Genomic DNA, 18,439 nt, shown 5'->3' with positions numbered 1-18,439 from the left:
GTCACTGCTCCTGGGGACGCTGCGTCGGCTGGTCGCTGTGGGTGGTCGGGGGGAATTCTGGCGTGTTCGTGGTGTGCACGGCGAGGGAGCGGTCCGGGTTCAGGCGTACGACGATGTGGCGGCGCCAGGTGGTGTCGTCGCGGTCCGGCCGGTCCTCGCGCCAGTGGCAGCCGCGGGTCTCCTCGCGCTGTGCCGCCGCGGCCACCAGGACCCGGGCCACGCACAGGAGGTTGGTGGCCTCCCAGGTGTCGACGCCCGGCTCGGACGTCTTGCCGTTCTCGTGCAGGGCCTCGCGGGCCTCGGCGTGGAGGTGGTGCAGCTGGTCGGCCGCCCGCGTGAGGGAGTCCGCCGAGCGCAGGACACCGGCGCCCTCGGTCATGATCCGCTGGATCGTGAGGCGGGCCTCGGGCGGGAGGAGGGGGTGCTCCGGGTGTTCTCGGTGCGGGAGGGGTGCGGGCACGCGCGCGTGGAGGGTGCCGTCGGCGTGGCTCGCCGCGATGTCGGTGGCGATGCGCTCCGCGTAGACCAGGCCCTCCAGGAGGGAGTTGGAGGCCAGCCGGTTGGCACCGTGCACGCCCGTGCAGGCGACCTCGCCGCACGCGTACAGGCCCGGGACCGTCGTACGGCCGTGGGCGTCGGTGCGGACGCCGCCGGAGGCGTAGTGGGCGGCCGGGGCGACCGGGACGGGCTCGGTGACCGGGTCGATGCCGTGCGCGCGGCAGGCGGCGAGGATCGTGGGGAAGCGGTGCTCCCACATGGCCGCCCCGAAGTGGCGCGCGTCCAGGTACATGTGCTCGGCGTCGCGCTCCTGCATGCGGCGCGTGATGCCCTTGGCGACGATGTCCCGGGGGGCCAGTTCGGCCAGCTCGTGCTGTCCCTGCATGAAGCGCACGCCGTCCGCGTCCACCAGGTGGGCGCCCTCGCCGCGTACCGCCTCCGAGACCAGGGGCTGCTGGCCCTCGGCGTCCGCGCCCAGGAAGAGCACCGTGGGGTGGAACTGGACGAACTCGAGGTCGCTCACCTCGGCGCCCGCGCGCAGGGCGAGCGCGACGCCGTCGCCCGTGGAGACGGACGGGTTCGTCGTCGCCGAGAAGACCTGGCCCATGCCACCGGTCGCCAGGACCACGGCGGGGGCGTGGACCGCGCCGACGCCGTCGTGCTGGCCCTCGCCCATGACGTGCAGGGTGACGCCCGCGGTGCGGCCGTCGGCGTCGGTGAGGAGGTCCAGGACGAGGGCGTTCTCGATCGTGCGGATCCCCCGCGCGCGTACCGCCTCCACCAGGGCCCGGGAGATCTCCGCCCCCGTGGCGTCGCCACCGGCGTGGGCGATGCGGCGGCGGTGGTGGCCGCCCTCACGGGTGAGTTCCAGGGCGCCCTCGGCGGACTCGTCGAAGTGCGCGCCGGTGGCGATGAGGCGGCGTACGGCGTCGGGGCCCTCGGTGACCAGGATGCGCACCGCGTCCTCGTCGCACAGACCCGCGCCGGCGACCAGGGTGTCGTCCAGGTGCTGCTGGGGGGTGTCGCCCTCGCCGAGGGCCGCGGCGATGCCGCCCTGCGCCCAGCGGGTGGAGCCGTCGTCGAGGCGGGCCTTGGTGACCACGACCGTCGTCAGGCCGGCCGCCTCGCAGCGCAGGGCGGCGGTGAGGCCGGCGACGCCGGAGCCGACGACCACCACGTCCGCGGCGATGGCCCAGCCGGGCGCGGGGGCGTGCAGTCGTATGCCTGTGCTGGTCACGAGGCGGCTCCGAAGACGAGGGGGACGTTGTCGATCAGCCGGGTCGCGCCGACCCGGGCTGCGACGGCGAGGACGGCCTCGCCGGTGTGGTCGTCGCCGACCTCGGTGAAGTCGGACGGGTCGACCAGGGCGAGGTAGTCCAGGTCCAGCGGCGGGTCGAGGCGGGCGGCGTCGTCCAGGACCAGGCCGGCGGCGGCCCGGACGGCGTCGGGGCCGCCCGGGACCGCGTGCGAGACGGCGTGGGCGTCGGCCGCCGCGCGGGACTCGCCCAGGGCGTTGAGCGCCTCGGCGCGCGCGTGCGTGGCGGGCACTTCGCGGGCCCGCGCGCGCAGCGCCTCCTGGGCGGCGTGCCGGTCCAGTCCCGCGAACAGCGCCTGGGAGAGCGCGAGGGCCGTGCGACGCTCCCGGGGCGACAGGTAGCGGTTGCGGCTGGACAGGGCCAGGCCGTCCTCCTCGCGCACGGTGGGGACGCCGACGATCTCCACGCCGAAGTTCAGGTCGCGGACCATGCGGCGGATCAGGGCGAGCTGCTGGGCGTCCTTCTGGCCGTAGAGGGCGAGGTCCGGGCGGGTGAGGTGGAGCAGTTTGGCGACGACGGTGAGCATGCCGTCGAAGTGGCCGGGGCGGGACGCGCCCTCCAGGCGTTCGCCCATGGGGCCCGCGGTGACGCGGACCTGGGGCTCGCCGCCCGGGTAGACCTCGTCGACGGCAGGGGCGAAGACGGCGTCCGCGCCCGCCTGCCCGGCGATCGCCAGGTCGGCGTCCAGGGTGCGGGGGTAGCGGTCAAGGTCCTCGCCCGCGCCGAACTGCAGCGGGTTGACGAAGACGGTGACCACGACCTCGCCGTCCGGGCCGGCGATCCGGCGCGCGGTGCGGATCAGGGTGGCGTGGCCGTCGTGCAGGGCGCCCATGGTCATCACGACGGCCCGGCGGCCGTGACGCACGCGTGCGTGCAGTTCGCCGGCGGTGCGCAGCAGGGTGGGCGGGGCGGTGGTCATCGGGCGTCTCCCTCGGAGCCGGTTGCGGTGCCGGTGGTTCCGCCGGTGGCGTCGGCGAGTACCCCGAGGAGGTCCTCGGCGAGTTCGGGCTTGAGGAGGCCGTGGGCCAGCGCCCGGTCGGCGGTGGCGCGCGCCATCACCAGGTAGCCGGCCACGGCCTGCGGGGCGTGGTCGCGCAGCTCCGCGATGTGCGCGGCGACCGTGCCCGCGTCGCCGCGCGCGACGGGGCCGGTGAGGGCCGCGTCGCCGGAGCGCAGGGCGTTGTCGAGGGCGGCGCCCAGCAGGGGGCCGAGCATCCGGTCGGGGGCCCCGACACCGGCGCCGCGCAGCAGCTCCATGGACTGGGCGACCAGGGTGACCAGGTGGTTGGCGCCGAGGGCGAGCGCCGCGTGGTACAGCGGGCGCTTGTCCTCGGCGATCCACTCCGGCTCGCCGCCCATCTCGATGACCAGGGCCTCGGCGGCCAGCCGCAGCTCCTCGGGCGCGGTGACGCCGAAGGAGCAGCCGGCCAGGCGCTGGACGTCCACGGGGGTGCCGGTGAAGGTCATCGCCGGGTGCAGGGCGAGCGGCAGGGCGCCGGCCCGCAGCGCGGGGTCCAGGACCTTCGCGCCGTACCTGCCGGAGGTGTGCACGAGCAGCTGGCCCGGTCGCACCGCGCCGGTCTCGGCGAGCCCGGTCACCAGGTCGGGCAGGGCGTCGTCCGGGACGGTCAGCAGCACCAGCTCGGCGCGCTGGAGGACCTCGGCGGGCGGCAGGAGCGGCACATCGGGCAGGAGCGCCGCTGCGCGCCGCCTGGAGGCGTCGGAGACCCCGGAGGCGGCCACCGGGCGGTGCCCGGCGAGCCGGAGGGACGCGGCCAGCGCGGGGCCCACGCGTCCGGCGCCGACGACGCCTACGGTGAGCCGCGCGGGGCGGTCCTTGGGGTCTGGCTGTGGGCTTGTGTTCACGCGACTGCGGCCTTCCCGTTCCAGTCCGCTCGGGGTACCGGACGATTTCTCGTCATGTTAACGCGATCGGTCCGGGGGGCGTCCGGTTGTCCACAGGCTGTGGGTTTCCGTGCGGTGGCGGGGCATGCCTCCCCGCGCGGGTGGGGACGCGTGGCGGAACCTGTGGGAAACCCGGGTGCCCGGGGCGGCGTCCGCACGGCATGATCCCGGCATGAGCGATACGGCGGCACACACCGAGCAGGCGGAGCGGGCGGCGGAGTCGACGGCGGAGCGGAACCAGCGCCTCCGTGAACGACGCGTGGCCGCGCACCGGGGCGCACGGCGCGTGCTCGCGCGCCCCGGTTTCGGCACGACCTTGCGGGAGCGCCTCGCCCTGCTGGACGGAGCGGACGGGCTGTACGACCTGGACGAGCCGTCCGACATGTACGGCAACGGCATCGTGCAGGCCCTCGAGGAGAAGGTCGCCGCCCTGCTCGGCACCGAGGCCGCCGCCTTCTTCCCGACCGGCACCATGGCCCAGCAGGTGGCGCTGCGCTGCTGGGCGGGCCGCACCGGCAACCCCGTCGTCGCCCTGCACGGGCTCAGCCATCCCGAGCGACACGAGCGGAACGCCTTCAGCCGGGTCAGCGGGCTGCACCCGGTACACCTGACCGGCGCGCCCCGGCTGCCGACCGCCGACGAGGTACGCGACTTCGAGGAGCCGTTCGGGGCGCTGATGCTGGAGCTGCCGCTGAGGGAGGCCGGTTTCGTCCTGCCCACCTGGGAGGAGCTCACCGACGTCGTCGGGGCCGCGCGGGAGCGCGACGCGGTGGTCCACTTCGACGGGGCCCGCCTGTGGGAGTCCACCGTCCACTTCGGCCGCCCCCTGGCGGAGATCGCCGGCCTCGCGGACAGCGTGTACGTGTCGTTCTACAAGTCCCTCAAGGGCTACGGCGGAGCCGCCCTGGCCGGCCCCCGGACGCTGGTCGAGGAGGCCAGGGCCTGGCGGCACCGGTACGGCGGCGCGGTGTTCCAGCAGTTCCCGACGGTGCTGTCGGCGCTGGCCGGCCTGGAACGCGAGCTGCCCCGGCTGCCGGAGTACGTGGCCCACGCGCGCGTGGTGGCCGCCGCGCTGCGGGAGGGCTTCGCGGCGGCCGGGCTGCCGTCGGCCCGGGTGCACCCCGAGGTGCCGCACACCCACGAGTTCCAGGTCTGGCTGCCCCGCGACGCCGACGACGCGGGCGAGGCCGCGGTGCGGCAGGCCGAGGAGACGGGGACGGCCCTCTTCTCCTGGGCCTGGGACGCACCCGGCCCGGGGATCGCCGTCACCGAGGTGGGGGTGGAGGCGCCGGGCCTGGAGTGGACTGCCGACGACGTGAAGGCGGCGGTCGCCGACTTCGCCGCGCGGCTGACCGGCTGACCGGCTGACGTCGGATCAGGAACGACGGCGTGGTCAGCCGGTGGCGTGCGACCGCGCCGCCCACCACCGGCGCAGGGCCCGCCGTACGCGGCCGCGCACCGGACGGCCGGCGAGGACCGCGCGGAACCGGCGGTGGTCGTGCCACTCGCGCACGACCCGCCAGTCGTGGGTGCCGGGCGCGGGCGGCACGGGCACACCGAGCTGCCGGGCGCGGTAGGTGTCGAGGAGGTACTGCTGCGTGACGCTCATGGCGGATCGCCTTCTCAGCGGACGTAGGAGGGGGAATCGGGCTCCGCGGCCGCCCCGGTGACCCCAGACTGCTCCCGTACGGATCCGCGGTCGCGCCGATTGACGGCGGCGGTCAATCGGCGGCGGCGTTGTCAGTGGCGGCGTGCACCATGGGGGCATGAGCGTGCGCATCGACATCGCGGGGCTGCGGCCGGAGAGGATCGCCGTCGTGCCGTCGCCCCTGGCCGAGCTGGGCATGGCCCTGCACGCGCTGTCCGAGCCGGGGCACCACCCCGGCCTGCAGGGCTGGGCGACTGGCGTGACCGCGCGGCTCGACTCGCACCTGGCCGACCGGATGTGCGAGGCCGACTTCCTGTGGCGGACGACGTTCTCGGACCTGTTCCTGCCGTTCGCCGGTGTCCCGGGCCGCAGCACACTGCCCGGGGCCACCCTCGCCGAGGACCTGGACCTGCTCGACAAGCTGTCCGACGAGCAGTTCGTGGACGCGGCTCTGGAGTTCACCTGCGCCCTGCCGTACAGCACGGGCGGGGTCTCCGCGCTCACGGACGCGGTGGTGCGTCGGCGCGCGCTGGACCTGGCCGCCGCGCGGGGGCCGCAGCAGTTGCGCTTCAGCGAGCGGCTGCTGGCCGACCCGCCACGGATCCGGGGCTGGTTCAGGCAGTTCGCGCAGGACTGCGACAACGCGTTCTTCGCGGAGGCCTGGTCCCGGCTGCGCCACCAGCTGGCGGCGGACGCCCGCCTCAAGACCGACTTGCTGCGCCGCAAGGGCCTGGCCGAGGCGCTGGCCTCGGTGTCCCCGGCGGTCACGCTGGACGAGGCCGCCGCACGGATCACGGTCGACAAGTTGGGCGACGGCCGCTCGGCGACGGCGGACGGCGGGCTCCTGCTCGTCCCGACCAGCCTGGGCTGGCCGCACCTGATGGTCCTGCACCGGCACGACTGGCAGCCGGTGCTGCACTACCCCGTCGGCTCCCCCGAGATGGCCTCGCCGCCCTCGGTCGAGCAGCTCTCGCTGCGGATGGCCGCGCTGTCCCACCCGGTCCGCATGCGGATCTGCCGCCACCTGGCCCGCAGCGCGTACACCACGAGCGAGCTCGCGCAGGCCCACGGCATGACGGCCCCGGAGATATCCCGGCACCTGAGCGTGCTGAAGAAGGCGGGACTGATCACCACACGGCGCCGCGGACGGTATGTCCTGCACCAGCTGGACGTGACGATGGTGGCCCGGCTGGGCAGCGACTTCCTGGAGGGGATACTCCGCTGACCCGCGGGGGTGCGGTCAGTCGAACCGGATGTGCCGGATCCCGACCCGCGCCTGCCTGATCCGAGTGCGCAGCGCTCCCTCGTCGTTGGGGTTCAAGGTGAGGCCCGCCAGTACGGCGATCCGGTCGGCGGTCTTCGGGACGGTCGTGCGGTCCGTCCACAGGTGCTCGGCGAACTCCGGTTCGGCCAGCCGCTCCAGACAGTGGTCGAGCTGTTGCACGGCCCAGCTCTCGCGGCGCGGTCCGGCCCCCTTGCCGGCGACGTACCGCAGAAGGTGCCCCAGGCCGCGCTCGCGCAGCCGTCGCAGTACGGTCCCGCGATCCGCGAGGAGGGTGAAGTGGCGGACGTCGTGGCCCAGCTCGCGCAGGCGGCCGACGGTCTCGGCGAAGTACCCGGAGTCGGTGACCGTCATGGGCGCGATCACCACGCCGTCGTGCCGGGTGAGGGCCAGATCCAGGACCTCCACGACACCCTGCCGCCAGGAGGTCAGGTCCTGGAAATCGCCTCGCAGCTCGGGCGGCAGCATGCGGCGCAGGCCGAAGCCGGCGTGCTCGGGGTCGCAGATGACGCTGCCGGGCAGGCGGCGCCGTATCTCGTGCGCGGTTTGTGTCTTGCCGCCCCCGAAGGGCCCGTTGATCCACAGGAGCATGCGCAGACCCTACCGACGCGGGCCCCGCCGCGGGGCGCTGTCAGCCCTGTCCGCCGCCGGCCCGCACCAGCCCGGTCTCATAGGCGAGGACCACCACCTGCACCCGGTCGCGCAGGCCGAGCTTGGTCAGGATGCGGCCCACGTGCGTCTTCACGGTCGCCTCCGACAGCACGAGCCGGGCCGCGATCTCCCCGTTGGACAGGCCCTGCGCGACCAGCACCATCACCTCGCGCTCCCGTTCGGTGAGCCGCTGGAGCTCCTTGTGCCGGGGCTCCTGGTGGGTGGCCGGCAGCATCGGCGCGAACCGGTCCAGGAGCCGGCGGGTGGTCGAGGGGGCGACCACCGCGTCGCCGCTGTGCACCGAGCGGATGGCGGCGAGCAGTTCGCCGGGCGGTACGTCCTTGAGCATGAAGCCGGAGGCGCCCGCCTTCAGCGCCGAGAAGGCGTACTCGTCGAGGTCGAAGGTGGTCAGGATCAGCACCTTCGGGGCGTCCGGGTCCGCACAGATCCGGCTGGTGGCCTCGACGCCGTCGAGCTTGGGCATGCGGACGTCCATCAGGACGACGTCCACGGCGGTGGAGCGCAGCACCTGGAGTGCCTCGACGCCGTCGCCCGCCTCCGCGACGACCTCCATGTCCGGCTGGGCCGCCAGCACCATCCGGAACCCGGTGCGCAGCAGCACCTGGTCGTCGACGAGCATTACGCGGATCGCCATCGGGGCCTCTTCCTTACAGGTGTCAACGCCGTACATGCGTACGGGATGCGGATATCAGTGTGCGGGTTTCAACGGCAGCAGCGCGCTGATGCGGAATCCGCCGCCCGGGCGCGGACCCGCGTCCAGGGTGCCGCCGACCATGCCGACCCGCTCGCGCATGCCGATCAGGCCGTGACCCTGGCCGTCGGTGCCGCCGTCCTCGTACAGCTCGTGCGGGGCGCCCTTGCCGTCGTCCTCGACGAGCAGTCCGAGTCCGTCGTCGAAGTAGACCAGGCGCACGCTCGCGCCCGCGTTGGGTCCGCCGTGCTTGCGCGTGTTGGTGAGCGCCTCCTGCACGATGCGGTAGGCGGTGAGCTCGACGCCGCTGGGCAGCTCGCGCGGAGTGCCCTCGACCTTGAAGTCGACGGGCAGTCCGGAGGTACGGCACTGCTCGACGAGGTCCTCGATCTGCTGGACGTCGGGCTGCGGGACGTACTCGCCGGCCTCCTGGTGCTCGCCGGTGCGCAGCACGCCGAGCAGGCGGCGCATCTCCGCGAGCGCCTGGCGGCCGGTGGAGGAGATGGTCTCCAGGGCCTTCTTCGCCTGGTCGGGGGCCGCGTCCAGGACGTAGGCGGCGCCGTCGGCCTGCACCACCATCACGGAGACGTTGTGCGCGACGACGTCGTGCAGCTCCCGCGCGATCCGGGCGCGCTCGGCGGCGACCGCGACCTTGGCCTGTGCCTCGCGCTCCTTCTCCAGCCGGGCGGCCCGCTCCTCGAGCTGGGCGAAGTAGGCGCGGCGGGTGCGGATGGAGTCGCCCAGCACCCAGGCGAGGGCGAACGGCACCGCCTGGAAGACCGTTATGGCGATGTTGCCCGCCACGCTGGCGTCCGTCGTGGGCCAGCGCAGCTGGGCGAGGGGCGCGGCGCACAGCCCCATGACCAGCGCGGTCCGGGAGGCCCAGCGGGCGCCGGTCGCGGCCACCGTGTAGACGATCACCAGGAGGGCGAAGTCGGCCGGCATCGTCGACACGTCCAGCACCAGCTGTCCGAGGCCCAGTGCGGCGGCCAGCAGCAGCATCTTCTCCGGCATGACCCGGCGCAGCGCGATCACCACGCACAGCAGCAGGACGAACGGAACGATCAGCGCCGTGACGTCCGTCCCCCGGGCCTCCTGCTGCGGGGCCACGGACATGACGGAAATTCCGAGCAGAACGAGAGCCCAGAAACAGTCGACCCCGGTCGGGTGTCTGCGGAGGAAGTCGTAGAGGCGCTGCACGTAACCCAGAGTAGGGAAGGGTGATAGGTGCAGGGGTCAACCGAAGGGCCGATCCGGATGCCCCGCGCATACTCCGCAAGGTGGAGGCGTCGTTCTCCTGTGCCCCTAGCCTGAACCTGTGACACGAGGGACAGCAGACCCCGGCGGGGCCTCAGAGACGCAGGGCCAGTGGCGGGGCTGGCGGGAAGCCACCCGGGACGCGCTCTACGGGCCGGCCGGGTTCTACCGCGGACCCGAGGGGCCGGCCGGGCACTTCCGGACGTCCGTCCACGCGTCGCCGCTGTTCGCCGGCGCGGTGGCCCGCTTGCTGTGCCGGGTCGACGAGGCGCTGGAGCGGCCCGCGCCGCTGGACTTCGTCGACATGGCTGCCGGGCGCGGCGAACTGGTCACCGGGGTGCTGGCCGCGCTGCCCGCCGACGTGGCCGCCCGCACGCGCGCGTACGCCGTGGAGGTCGCCGGACGCCCGGAAGGGCTGGACCGCCGGATCGAGTGGCTCACCGAGCCGCCGCGCGGGGTGACCGGGCTGCTGTTCGCCAACGAGTGGCTGGACAACGTGCCGGTGGAGGTGGCGGAGGTGGACTCCGCGGGCGTGGCACGGCGGGTGCTCGTGCGGGACGACGGGACCGAGCGGCTCGGGGAGCCGGTGGACGGGGTGGAGGCGGAGTGGCTGGCGCGATGGTGGCCGCTGCCGGGCGAGGAAGGGCTGCGGGCCGAGATCGGGCTCCCCCGGGACGTCGCCTGGGCGTCCGCCGTCTCGGCGGTGGACGGGGGGCTCGCCGTGGCCGCCGACTACGCGCACACGGTGGACTCCCGCCCGCCGTTCGGGACGCTCACCGGCTTCCGGGAGGGGCGGGAGACGGCCCCGGTGCCGGACGGGACGTGCGACATCACCGCGCATGTCGCGCTGGACGCGGTCGCGGCGGCCCAGGCCGCGAGGCGCGCTCCGGAGCGCACGCCCCCGGGTGCTCTTCCGCGCCCCGCTCTTCTGCCCCCCGCTCTTCTGCGCCCCCAGCGCGAGGCCCTGCGCGCCCTCGGTGTCGCCGGCGTACGCCCTCCGCTCGCGCTCGCCTCCACCGACCCGGCGGCGTACGTACGCGCCCTCGCGAGCGCCTCGGAGGCCGCCGAGCTGATCGCGCCCGGTGGGCTGGGCGACTTCGTGTGGCTGCTCCAGCCGGTGGGGGCCGTCGACGCCGCCGCGCTACTTGTCGATGTCCCCGACCACGAAGAACAGTGACCCGAGGATCGCCACCATGTCCGCGACCAGCGTGCCGGGCAGCAGCTCGGTGAGCGCCTGGATGTTGTTGTACGAGGCCGAGCGCAGCTTCAGCCGGTACGGGGTCTTCTCACCCTTGCTGACCAGGTAGTAGCCGTTGATGCCGAGCGGGTTCTCGGTCCAGGCGTACGTGTGGCCCTCGGGTGCCTTCAGCACCTTCGGGAGCCGCTGGTTGACCGGCCCGGGCGGCAGCTCGGCCAGGCGGTCCAGGCAGGCGTCGGCGAGGTCGAGGGCGTTGTGCGTCTGCTCCAGGAGGCACTCGAAGCGGGCGAGGCAGTCGCCCTCCTGGCGGGTGACGACCTTCAGGGTGTCCTGGAGTTCGCCGTAGGCGAGGTACGGCTCGTCGCGGCGCAGGTCGAAGTCGACGCCGGAGGCGCGGGCGATCGGACCGCTGACGCCGTAGGCGTGCACGGCCTCCGGAGTGAGGGCTCCCACGCCCCGGGTGCGCCCCCGGAAGATCTCGTTGCCGAGCACCAGGTCGTCGAAGACGTCCATGCGCGAGCGCACGGCGGCGACGGCGGCACGCGCGCGGGTGGTCCAGCCGGCCGGCAGGTCCTCCTTGAGGCCGCCGACGCGGTTGAACATGTAGTGCATGCGCCCGCCGGAGACCTCCTCCATGACGTTCTGGAGGACTTCCCGCTCCCGGAAGGCGTAGAAGACCGGGGTGATGCCGCCCAGCTCCAGCGGGTACGACCCGAGGAACATCAGGTGGTTCAGCACCCGGTTCAGCTCCGCGAGCAGCGTCCGCAACCACACCGCGCGCGAGGGGACCTCCATGCCGAGCATCCGCTCCACGGCGAGGACCACGCCCAGTTCGTTGGAGAACGCCGACAGCCAGTCGTGGCGGTTGGCGAGCACGATGATCTGGCGGTAGTCACGGGCTTCGAACAGCTTCTCCGCACCGCGGTGCATGTAGCCGATCACGGGCTCCGCGCTCGTGATGCGCTCGCCGTCCAGCACCAGCCTGAGCCGCAGCACGCCGTGCGTGGAGGGGTGCTGCGGCCCGATGTTGAGCACCATGTCGGTGCTCTCCGCGGCGCCGCCGATACCGACCATGGTCTCCGTCGTAGGAGTCATGCGCACAGTCTCCCCTACGTACGTCCCCTACGTACGCTGGCCTCATGGAGACGGGGAGCCCTGACGACACGGGCACGGCGCGGGCGGCGAAGGGCACGGACACGGCGCGGGACGAGCCGGTGTGGACCGGGCTGCCGCCGGGGCTGCTACGGATGCGACGGCTGTTGCTGGTGGTGTGGCTCGGACTGCTCACGCTCGCCGCCGGACTGCTGCCCTGGTTCCTCATAGGTCCCGTCTGGGCGGTGCTCGCGCTGCTGCCACTGGCCCTGGCGGCGTGCGGCTGGGTGATGCTGGAACGCAACTGGCGCTCCTGGCGGTACGCCGAGCGCGCCGACGACCTGCTGATCAGCCGGGGCGTGCTGTGGCGGGAGGAGACCGTCGTCCCGTACGGGCGGATGCAGCTGGTCGAGGTGACCTCCGGCCCGGTCGAGCGCCACTTCGGCCTGGCCAGCGTGCAACTCCACACGGCGGCCGCCGCGACCGACGCGACCATCCCGGGCCTCGACCCGACGGAGGCGGAACGACTCCGCGACCACCTCACCGAACTGGGCGAGGCCCGATCGGCGGGGCTGTGACCGGGGGCGGGGCAGGGGACGGCGCGGCTGGGACCGAGGGCCCCCCGACCGGGGGCGAGGTCGGGGGCGAGCGGGCCGGATCCGGCGAGGTCTCGGCCGGGCCGCAGGACGGCTCCGAGAGGGCCGAGAGCGTCGAGCGGCGGTTGCATCCCGTGACGCCCTTGCGGCGGGCGTGGGCGCCGGTCGCCGTGCTCGTGGGGTGGGCCGTGCACGACCCCGACCAGACGCAGCGCCAGCTGGCCCGGCTGACGACCACCACACTGCTGCTCGGCCTCGCCGTGCTCATCCCGGCAGCCGCCCTGTACGGCTTCCTGACCTGGTGGTTCACCCACTTCGCGGTGACGGACACGGAGCTGCGCATCCGTACCGGACTGCTGTTCCGGCGCACCGCGCACATCCGGCTCGAACGGATCCAGGCCGTCGACGTCACCCAGCCCCTGCTCGCCCGGGTCGCGGGGGTCGCCAAGCTGAAACTCGACGTCATAGGGACCGGCAAGAAGGACGAGCTGGCCTTCCTCGGCGAGGACGACGCGCGTGCGCTGCGGGCCGAGCTGCTCGCGCGCGCCGCCGGCCTCGCGCCCGAGACCGCGCACGAGGTCGGCGAGGCACCCTCCCGGCAGCTCCTCCACGTGCCGCCCGGCGTGCTCGCCGTCTCGCTGCTGCTGACCGGCGCGACCTGGGGGACGCTGATCGCCGCCGTCGCCGTACCGACCCTGCTGTGGCTGGCCACCGACAATCTGTGGACGGTGCTGGCGACCGCCCTGCCGCTGCTGGGCGCGGCGGGTGCGAGCAGCGCGGGCCGGTTCGTCGCGGAGTACGACTGGACGGTGGCCGAGTCCCCCGACGGGCTCCGCATCGACCACGGGCTGCTGGACCGCACGCACGAGACGGTGCCGCCGGGCCGCGTGCAGACGGTGCGGATCGTGGAGCCGCTGCTGTGGCGGCGGCGCCGCTGGGTGCGGGTGGAGCTGGACGTGGCCGGGTCGTCAAACTCCGTGCTGCTGCCGGTCGCCCCGCGCGAGATCGCCGAGTCGGTCGTCGCGCGCGTGCTGCCCGGGGTGACCGTGCCGACGGGCGCGTCGCTGACGCGTCCGCCGCGGCGCGCGGGACGGTGCCGGCCGCTGTGGTGGCGCGGCTACGGTCTCGCCGTCACCGACGCGGTGTTCGCCGCCCGGTACGGGCTGTTGCGCCGCAGCCTGGCGCTCGTGCCGCACGCCAAGGTGCAGAGCGTCCGCCTCACCCAGGGGCCGTGGCGGCGGGCACTGCGGCTCGCCGACGTACGGGTGGACACGGGGGCGAACAAGACCGTGACCGCACGGCTGCGGGACGCCGACGAGGCGGCGGAGCTGCTGCGGGGACAGGCGGAGCGCTCCCGGACCGGGCGGCGGGACGCGCTGCCGGACCGGTGGATGGCCTGACGCCGCACCCGGTGGCGGCCGGTGCGGTTCGGTCTCAGGAAGCCGCGCTGCGCAGCCCCTGTACGTCGATCTGCTCCGTCTCGTCGTGGGCGGTCAGGTCGATCACCTGGCCCACGCCCCGGGACTCCTCGCCGGCCGGCTCGGATGCGGCCTCCGTCTCGGCCTTGTGCAGGGCGAGGGCCTCCTGGCCGACCACGTCGGCGAGATCCTCGTTCTGAACGGCCTCCAGGGTGTCGGGCGACGACGTCCCGTCCTCGGGGTTCTTCGTGCCGAAGAAGTCGAAGCCGCCCTCGGACACCGGACGCCGGGTGGGCGCGGGCGGTACGACGGCCGCCGCGGTCGGCACCGTGAAGTGCCCGTCGGCCTGCCGGGTGGGCCGGGTGGGCTGCACGGGCGGCTCGTCGGACTGGGTCGTCGGGGTGGCGGTGCGCTCGTGTCCGTCGGCCGCCGCGGGCTGCCCCAGCGACTCGCCCTCCTGCGCGGGCTCGGCCGCCGCGCTCTCGCCACCGCCGTTGCCGCCGCCGTTCCCGTCGTCGTCACCGCCGGGAGCACTGCCGCCGGAGGCGCTGTCGCTGTCGCGATCACCGCCCTCCGGACCGCCGGAGGACGCCTCGTCGAACCGGGCCAGCGCCGCGTTCGCCCGCAGGAACAGCCTCGATCCCTCGGGAGAGAAGACGGCGGGAACCTCGTCGCTCCCGGAGACCTCCTCGTCGCTCCCGGCGTCCATCGCCACCGTCTCCGCCGTTTCCACCGTCTCCGCCGTTGCCGCCGCCGGTGCCGGTCGTGCCGCGGGCAGGGCGGGCACCGGCGGCACGGCCTCTATCTCCAGCAGGCGACGGCCCTCCAGCGCGCTGGCGCGCTCGGTCTCCGCGGTCGCGTAGCGCCGCAGCAGGGAGGCGTGCTCGTTGCGCAGCCCCGCCAGCTCCGTGCGCTTCGCTCGCAGCCGGTGCTCCAGCTTCACGCGCAGCTCGCGCGACTCCTCCAGGTCGGACTCCAGTTCCGCGACGCGTTCCTCGTAACGCCACTCGTCGCTCGCACGCGCGCGCGTGAGGTCGGCGACGCGCCTGCCCGCCTGCGCGTCCCAGTGACGCATGACGACCGCGCCGGCGACCGCCGTCACCGCGGCGGCCGCGGCCAGGGAGCGCAGGATCATCGTCTCGCTGAACACCCAGGGGCCGAGGGCGCAGACGACGGAGACGCCTGCGATCGCCGACGGAGGAAGCAGCCTGTGCAGAGGCGGGGAATGGCGGTGACGTCCACGTGGCATGGCCAGAAACTTACCGCGCGTAGGCGAATCTTGGCGCCCCGCCCCGTAAAAACACAGCCGTCTCCGACGCGTTCACAGGGCATCAGGAATCCACCGGTTGCCCGTCGCGGCTCACCGGCAGGCGAATTAAATCAAGATCATTTCTGGTGGCCCCCGCCGTCACCGGCCACCCGGCCGCCCGGCGGCCCGTCGAGCCGCTCGCTGAGCCACTGCAGTGTCGCGGGAATCTCGCGCCGCCAGGTATTGAAGTTGTGCCCGCCGCTTTCCAGGATGATCGACGAGATCCGCGTCGGCTTCTTCTCCTTCACCCGCTCAATGAACTTCAGCGTGTCCTTGTAGTTGGTCTCGCCGGACTTGCTGCTGGTGACGAGCAGTGAAGTGTCGGGCGCCGCCGCGTTCTTGAGAAACCACCACAGGTCGGCCCGGTTCTTCCGCCCCTTGTCACCCTGGAAGAGGTCACCCGTGGTGGGATCGCTGGGCGCGTTGTAGTAGGCGGACAGACCGGCCCCGGCGGCGTACGTCCCGGGGTGGTGCATGGCGAGCTTCAGGGCGCAGTAACCGCCGGTCGAATTGCCGACGATGCCCCAGCTTCCCGGCCCCTTGCCCACGCGGTAGTGGGCGCCCACGGCCTCCGGCAGGTCCTTCGCGAAGAACGTCTCCGTCTGCGGACCGCCCGGGACGTCCACGCACTCCGTGTCGCGCGGCGGCGCCACCGTGGGCCGCAGCATCACCAGGATCATCGGCCGCATACGTCCGTCCTTGGCCAACTCCAGCGCCGTGCGCGGGTAGCGGAGCTTGTCGACCAGTGCCTCGGCCGTCCCCGGGTAGCCGGTCAGGACGACGGCCGCGGGGAACGTACGGGCGCTGTGGCGCGTCTGGAAGTACTCCGGCGGCAGATAGACGTACGCGGGTGTGGCGATGCGCGTGGTGCGGCCGACCACCCGTATCTCCTCGACCCGGCCGGCCGTCTCCGGCCGCGCCCCGCCCGCCTGCGTCACCCGCCGCTCACCGACGACCCGGAGATGTCCGTCGGTGGCGCCGGCCGAGTGGTCCACGACCACGCCCTGACCGGTCTCCCGGCCGAACAGGTCCGCCCAGCTGGCGTAGAACCCGAAGGACTGGTTCGCGGCGAGGCCGACGGCGGCGAAGACCGCCACCTGTGTGACGAGCAGCAGGCCGACCCGCCCGGCGAAGGCCCGCAGGGACCGCCCGGCCAGCCGCGGCCACAGCCACACCGTGCCGCCGAACAGCAGCACGCCGGACAGGACCGCCAACGCCAGCACCTTGTCACTTGTGAGACCCATGCGTTGTTACCTGCCTGCGCTTTCCATACGTCCGTCCGGGCTTTCCGTCCGGCTTCCCATCGGGCTTCCGTCGGAGGTGAGTGAACCTCTCCCCCCAAGACACCGTCCTAGAGGGCGCAATGTCGCCGGATGCCCCATACGGGCCCGGATCCACGATCTCTCGCAGAACTACAGGTGCGATGTCTGCCAGGACAGATGAGGAAATGTCGGGTGGGGTTCCGACGAAGCTCACCAGCGTACGTCGGGTGCTGCGCGGCCCCGCCCCGGAGGCCGTTCCCCTCCTCGTCGGCCGCGCCTGCGCGCTCGTGGGCCTGCTGGACATCGCCGCCGGCGTCTTCCCCCGCTTCCGGCACAGCCGCATGCACGCCCTCGCCGAGGTGCTGCCCGGAGCGTTCGGCCCGTTCGCGGCGGCGCTCTCGCTCAGCGCCGGCGTCCTGCTGCTGCTGCTCGCCCACGGTCTCAAACGCCGCAAGCGACGGGCGTGGCGGGCGGCGGTGGCCCTGCTGCCGCTCGGCGCCGTCGCGCAGTTCACCTACCGGCACTCCCTCGCCGGAGTACTGATCTCCCTCGCGCTGCTCGCGCCCCTGCTGCGGCACCGGAACCAGTTCGCGGCACTGCCCGACCCGCGCAGCCGCTGGCGGGCGCTCGCCAACTTCGTACTCATGGGCGCCGGTTCCCTCGCCCTCGGCCTCGTCGTCGTCAACGCCCACCCGCACCGCATGATCGGCGACCCCAGCCTGGCCGACCGCATAGCCCACGTGCTGTACGGCCTCTTCGGTTTCGAGGGCCCGGTCGACTACCGGGGCAACACCTCCTGGACGGTCGCCTTCTCCCTCGGCGCCCTCGGCCTGCTCACCGCCATCACCACCGTCTACCTGGCCTTCCGCCCCGAACACCCCGCCGCGCACCTGACGGAGGACGACGAGGCACGCCTGCGCGCCCTGCTGGCCAAGCACGGCGACCGGGACTCCCTCGGCCACTTCGCGCTGCGCCGCGACAAGGCCGTCGTCTTCTCCCCCAGCGGCAAGGCCGCCGTCACCTACCGCGTCGTCTCCGGTGTGATGCTGGCCAGCGGCGACCCGATCGGCGACGTCGAGGCCTGGCCGGGGGCCATCGAACGCTTCATGGACGAGGCCCGCGCCCACTCCTGGACCCCCGCCGTCATGGGGTGCTCCGAGACCGGTGGCGAGGTGTGGACCCGCGAGACCGGGCTCGACGCCCTCGAACTGGGCGACGAGGCGGTGGTGGACGTAGCGGATTTCTCCCTCGCCGGCCGCGCGATGCGCAACGTGCGCCAGATGGTCAAGCGCATCGAGCGCGCCGGTTACGAGACCCGGGTACGGCGCGTGGCTGACCTCGGCACCACCGAGCTGGACCGCATCCGCCGGGCCGCCGACGACTGGCGGGGCACGGACACCGAGCGCGGCTTCTCCATGGCGCTGGGCCGCATCGGCGACCCCGCCGACGGGAACTGCCTGATCGCGACCGCGCACAAGGCGGGCGAGGAGCCGGGTGAGTACGGCGACCTGAAGGCGATCCTGCACTTCGTGCCCTGGGGCGCCGACGGGGTGTCGCTCGACCTGATGCGCCGCGACCGCTCGGCCGACCCCGGCATGAACGAGCTCCTGATCGTGGCCGCGCTCCAGGCCGCCCCGAGGTTGGGCATCGAGCGCGTCTCCCTGAACTTCGCCATGTTCCGCGCGGCCCTCGCCCGCGGCGAGAAGATCGGCGCGGGGCCGGTGCTGCGTGCCTGGCGTGGGCTGCTGGTCTTCCTGTCCCGGTGGTTCCAGATCGAGTCCCTGTACAAGTTCAACGCCAAGTTCCGCCCCCGCTGGGAACCCCGTTTCGTGGTCTACCGCGCCTCCGCCGACCTGCCCCGCATCGGCTTCGCCGCCATGCAGGCCGAGGGCTTCGTCACCCTCGCCCCGCCGCTCCCCCGCTTCCTGCGCCGCCGCACGGCCGGCCGCCGCCCCTGCGCGCACCGGGTTCCGGAGCAGGAGGCCCGGGCGGTCTGACACCGCGGCGGCCTGCCTTGCACCCGGCGTGGGTGCGGGGCGCTGCGCGGCCGGGGCGTGGGCCGGGCACCCGGCGTGAGTGTGGGCCGGGTGCGGGTCGCGCGGCCCGGCGCTACCAGGGTGCCGCTGCGCCCACCCGTGCCGCCCCAGCGGCACGACTGCCCGCAGTTACGCGGGCGGAAAGCCGCGTACGGCGGGAAGGGGGCGGGTCGGGGGGTGTCCGCCCGCAGCGGTTGGCGCGTCCACGCCGTCACTTCCGTGGCCGACCGATTCCGCGCCGTTCCGAGGACGGACACCC

16 protein-coding genes are annotated in these 18,439 nt (G+C 73.8%); 6 read left to right on the top strand and 10 right to left on the bottom strand.

What is annotated here, in order from left to right:
- Position 1: 1 nt before the first annotated feature.
- From RM812_RS31595 to RM812_RS31585, 3 genes are read right to left on the bottom strand one after another with little or no spacing between them, the layout of a single operon-like run.
- Positions 2-1,735 carry an L-aspartate oxidase gene (locus RM812_RS31595; protein ID WP_311580234.1) on the bottom strand — a complete coding sequence of 578 codons (1,734 nt, stop codon included), beginning with the start codon at positions 1,733-1,735 and terminating at the stop codon, positions 2-4.
- Complete coding sequence (panC, locus tag RM812_RS31590) at positions 1,732-2,733, bottom strand: pantoate--beta-alanine ligase (RefSeq protein ID WP_311580231.1); 1,002 nt, start codon at positions 2,731-2,733, stop codon at positions 1,732-1,734. Before panC ends, RM812_RS31595 begins: the two co-directional genes overlap by 4 nt.
- Positions 2,730-3,680: a Rossmann-like and DUF2520 domain-containing protein gene (locus tag RM812_RS31585; protein ID WP_311580227.1), complete on the bottom strand. Its 951-nt coding sequence runs from the start codon at positions 3,678-3,680 to the stop codon at positions 2,730-2,732. Before RM812_RS31585 ends, panC begins: the two co-directional genes overlap by 4 nt.
- Before the next feature lie 211 nt (positions 3,681-3,891).
- On the opposite strand from RM812_RS31585, the gene RM812_RS31580 reads away from it, so the two are divergent.
- Positions 3,892-5,079 carry a threonine aldolase family protein gene (locus tag RM812_RS31580; RefSeq protein WP_311580224.1) on the top strand — a complete coding sequence of 396 codons (1,188 nt, stop codon included), beginning with the start codon at positions 3,892-3,894 and terminating at the stop codon, positions 5,077-5,079.
- 33 nt (positions 5,080-5,112) lie between these two features.
- On the opposite strand, the gene RM812_RS31575 is transcribed toward RM812_RS31580, so the two are convergent.
- Positions 5,113-5,328, bottom strand: coding sequence for a hypothetical protein (locus tag RM812_RS31575; protein WP_311580222.1), 216 nt, complete (start codon positions 5,326-5,328; stop codon positions 5,113-5,115).
- A gap of 157 nt (positions 5,329-5,485) precedes the next feature.
- Between RM812_RS31575 and RM812_RS31570 the strand changes: the two genes are divergently transcribed.
- Entirely contained in the window at positions 5,486-6,592 is a 1,107-nt protein-coding gene (locus RM812_RS31570; protein ID WP_311580219.1) for a DUF5937 family protein, read from the top strand.
- Between the two features lie 15 nt (positions 6,593-6,607).
- Here RM812_RS31570 and RM812_RS31565 read toward each other — a convergent pair whose 3' ends face one another.
- The 3 genes from RM812_RS31565 to RM812_RS31555 are packed head-to-tail and all read right to left on the bottom strand — an operon-like array spanning position 6,608 to position 9,212.
- Entirely contained in the window at positions 6,608-7,240 is a 633-nt protein-coding gene (locus RM812_RS31565) for an AAA family ATPase (RefSeq protein ID WP_311580216.1), read from the bottom strand.
- Positions 7,241-7,280: 40 nt separating this feature from the next.
- On the bottom strand, positions 7,281-7,955 hold the full coding sequence (locus RM812_RS31560) for a response regulator transcription factor (protein ID WP_311580213.1): 675 nt from the start codon (positions 7,953-7,955) through the stop codon (positions 7,281-7,283).
- A gap of 54 nt (positions 7,956-8,009) precedes the next feature.
- Positions 8,010-9,212, bottom strand: coding sequence for a sensor histidine kinase (locus RM812_RS31555; protein WP_311580210.1), 1,203 nt, complete (start codon positions 9,210-9,212; stop codon positions 8,010-8,012).
- 118 nt (positions 9,213-9,330) lie between these two features.
- Between RM812_RS31555 and RM812_RS31550 the strand changes: the two genes are divergently transcribed.
- The gene (locus RM812_RS31550; RefSeq protein ID WP_311580207.1) at positions 9,331-10,446 is read left to right on the top strand and encodes an SAM-dependent methyltransferase; all 1,116 of its coding nucleotides are present in this window, start codon (positions 9,331-9,333) and stop codon (positions 10,444-10,446) included.
- Here RM812_RS31550 and RM812_RS31545 read toward each other — a convergent pair.
- Entirely contained in the window at positions 10,411-11,562 is a 1,152-nt protein-coding gene (locus RM812_RS31545; protein WP_311580204.1) for an NADH-quinone oxidoreductase subunit D, read from the bottom strand. The two genes, RM812_RS31550 and RM812_RS31545, sit on opposite strands and share 36 nt — an antisense overlap.
- Positions 11,563-11,606: 44 nt before the next feature.
- On the opposite strand from RM812_RS31545, the gene RM812_RS31540 reads away from it, so the two are divergent.
- Together RM812_RS31540 and RM812_RS31535 are read left to right on the top strand one after the other, a co-directional pair.
- Complete coding sequence (locus RM812_RS31540) at positions 11,607-12,137, top strand: PH domain-containing protein (RefSeq protein ID WP_311580201.1); 531 nt, start codon at positions 11,607-11,609, stop codon at positions 12,135-12,137.
- 143 nt (positions 12,138-12,280) lie between these two features.
- Positions 12,281-13,555: a PH domain-containing protein gene (locus tag RM812_RS31535; RefSeq protein WP_311580345.1), complete on the top strand. Its 1,275-nt coding sequence runs from the start codon at positions 12,281-12,283 to the stop codon at positions 13,553-13,555.
- Between the two features lie 34 nt (positions 13,556-13,589).
- Here the strand turns inward: RM812_RS31535 and RM812_RS31530 are convergent, their stop codons facing one another.
- Positions 13,590-14,822 (bottom strand): hypothetical protein, encoded by a 1,233-nt coding sequence (locus tag RM812_RS31530; protein ID WP_311580198.1) that lies wholly within the window; start codon positions 14,820-14,822, stop codon positions 13,590-13,592.
- 137 nt (positions 14,823-14,959) lie between these two features.
- Positions 14,960-16,126: an alpha/beta hydrolase gene (locus RM812_RS31525; RefSeq protein WP_311580195.1), complete on the bottom strand. Its 1,167-nt coding sequence runs from the start codon at positions 16,124-16,126 to the stop codon at positions 14,960-14,962.
- A 203-nt stretch (positions 16,127-16,329) separates the two neighbouring features.
- On the opposite strand from RM812_RS31525, the gene RM812_RS31520 reads away from it, so the two are divergent.
- A complete protein-coding gene (locus RM812_RS31520; RefSeq protein WP_311580193.1) occupies positions 16,330-18,141 on the top strand; it encodes a phosphatidylglycerol lysyltransferase domain-containing protein in 1,812 nt (603 codons plus the stop codon).
- The last annotated feature ends 298 nt before the right edge of the window (positions 18,142-18,439 follow it).

Origin of the sequence: Streptomyces lancefieldiae (assembly GCF_031845825.1) — a bacterium.
Taxonomy (GTDB): Bacteria; Actinomycetota; Actinomycetes; order Streptomycetales; family Streptomycetaceae; genus Streptomyces; species Streptomyces lancefieldiae.
The sequence above is the reverse complement of the archived record's forward strand: the minus strand, read 5'-3'. Positions and strand labels throughout refer to the sequence as shown.

Coding starts and splice junctions, on each gene's coding strand:
- panC (WP_311580231.1), bottom strand. CDS start 2,733: ATGACCACCGCCCCGCCCACCCTGCTGCGCACCGCCGGCGAACTGCAC.
- RM812_RS31580 (WP_311580224.1), top strand. CDS start 3,892: ATGAGCGATACGGCGGCACACACCGAGCAGGCGGAGCGGGCGGCGGAG.
- RM812_RS31575 (WP_311580222.1), bottom strand. CDS start 5,328: ATGAGCGTCACGCAGCAGTACCTCCTCGACACCTACCGCGCCCGGCAG.
- RM812_RS31570 (WP_311580219.1), top strand. CDS start 5,486: ATGAGCGTGCGCATCGACATCGCGGGGCTGCGGCCGGAGAGGATCGCC.
- RM812_RS31565 (WP_311580216.1), bottom strand. CDS start 7,240: ATGCTCCTGTGGATCAACGGGCCCTTCGGGGGCGGCAAGACACAAACC.
- RM812_RS31560 (WP_311580213.1), bottom strand. CDS start 7,955: ATGGCGATCCGCGTAATGCTCGTCGACGACCAGGTGCTGCTGCGCACC.
- RM812_RS31545 (WP_311580204.1), bottom strand. CDS start 11,562: ATGACTCCTACGACGGAGACCATGGTCGGTATCGGCGGCGCCGCGGAG.
- RM812_RS31540 (WP_311580201.1), top strand. CDS start 11,607: ATGGAGACGGGGAGCCCTGACGACACGGGCACGGCGCGGGCGGCGAAG.
- RM812_RS31530 (WP_311580198.1), bottom strand. CDS start 14,822: ATGCCACGTGGACGTCACCGCCATTCCCCGCCTCTGCACAGGCTGCTT.
- RM812_RS31525 (WP_311580195.1), bottom strand. CDS start 16,126: ATGGGTCTCACAAGTGACAAGGTGCTGGCGTTGGCGGTCCTGTCCGGC.
- RM812_RS31520 (WP_311580193.1), top strand. CDS start 16,330: ATGTCGGGTGGGGTTCCGACGAAGCTCACCAGCGTACGTCGGGTGCTG.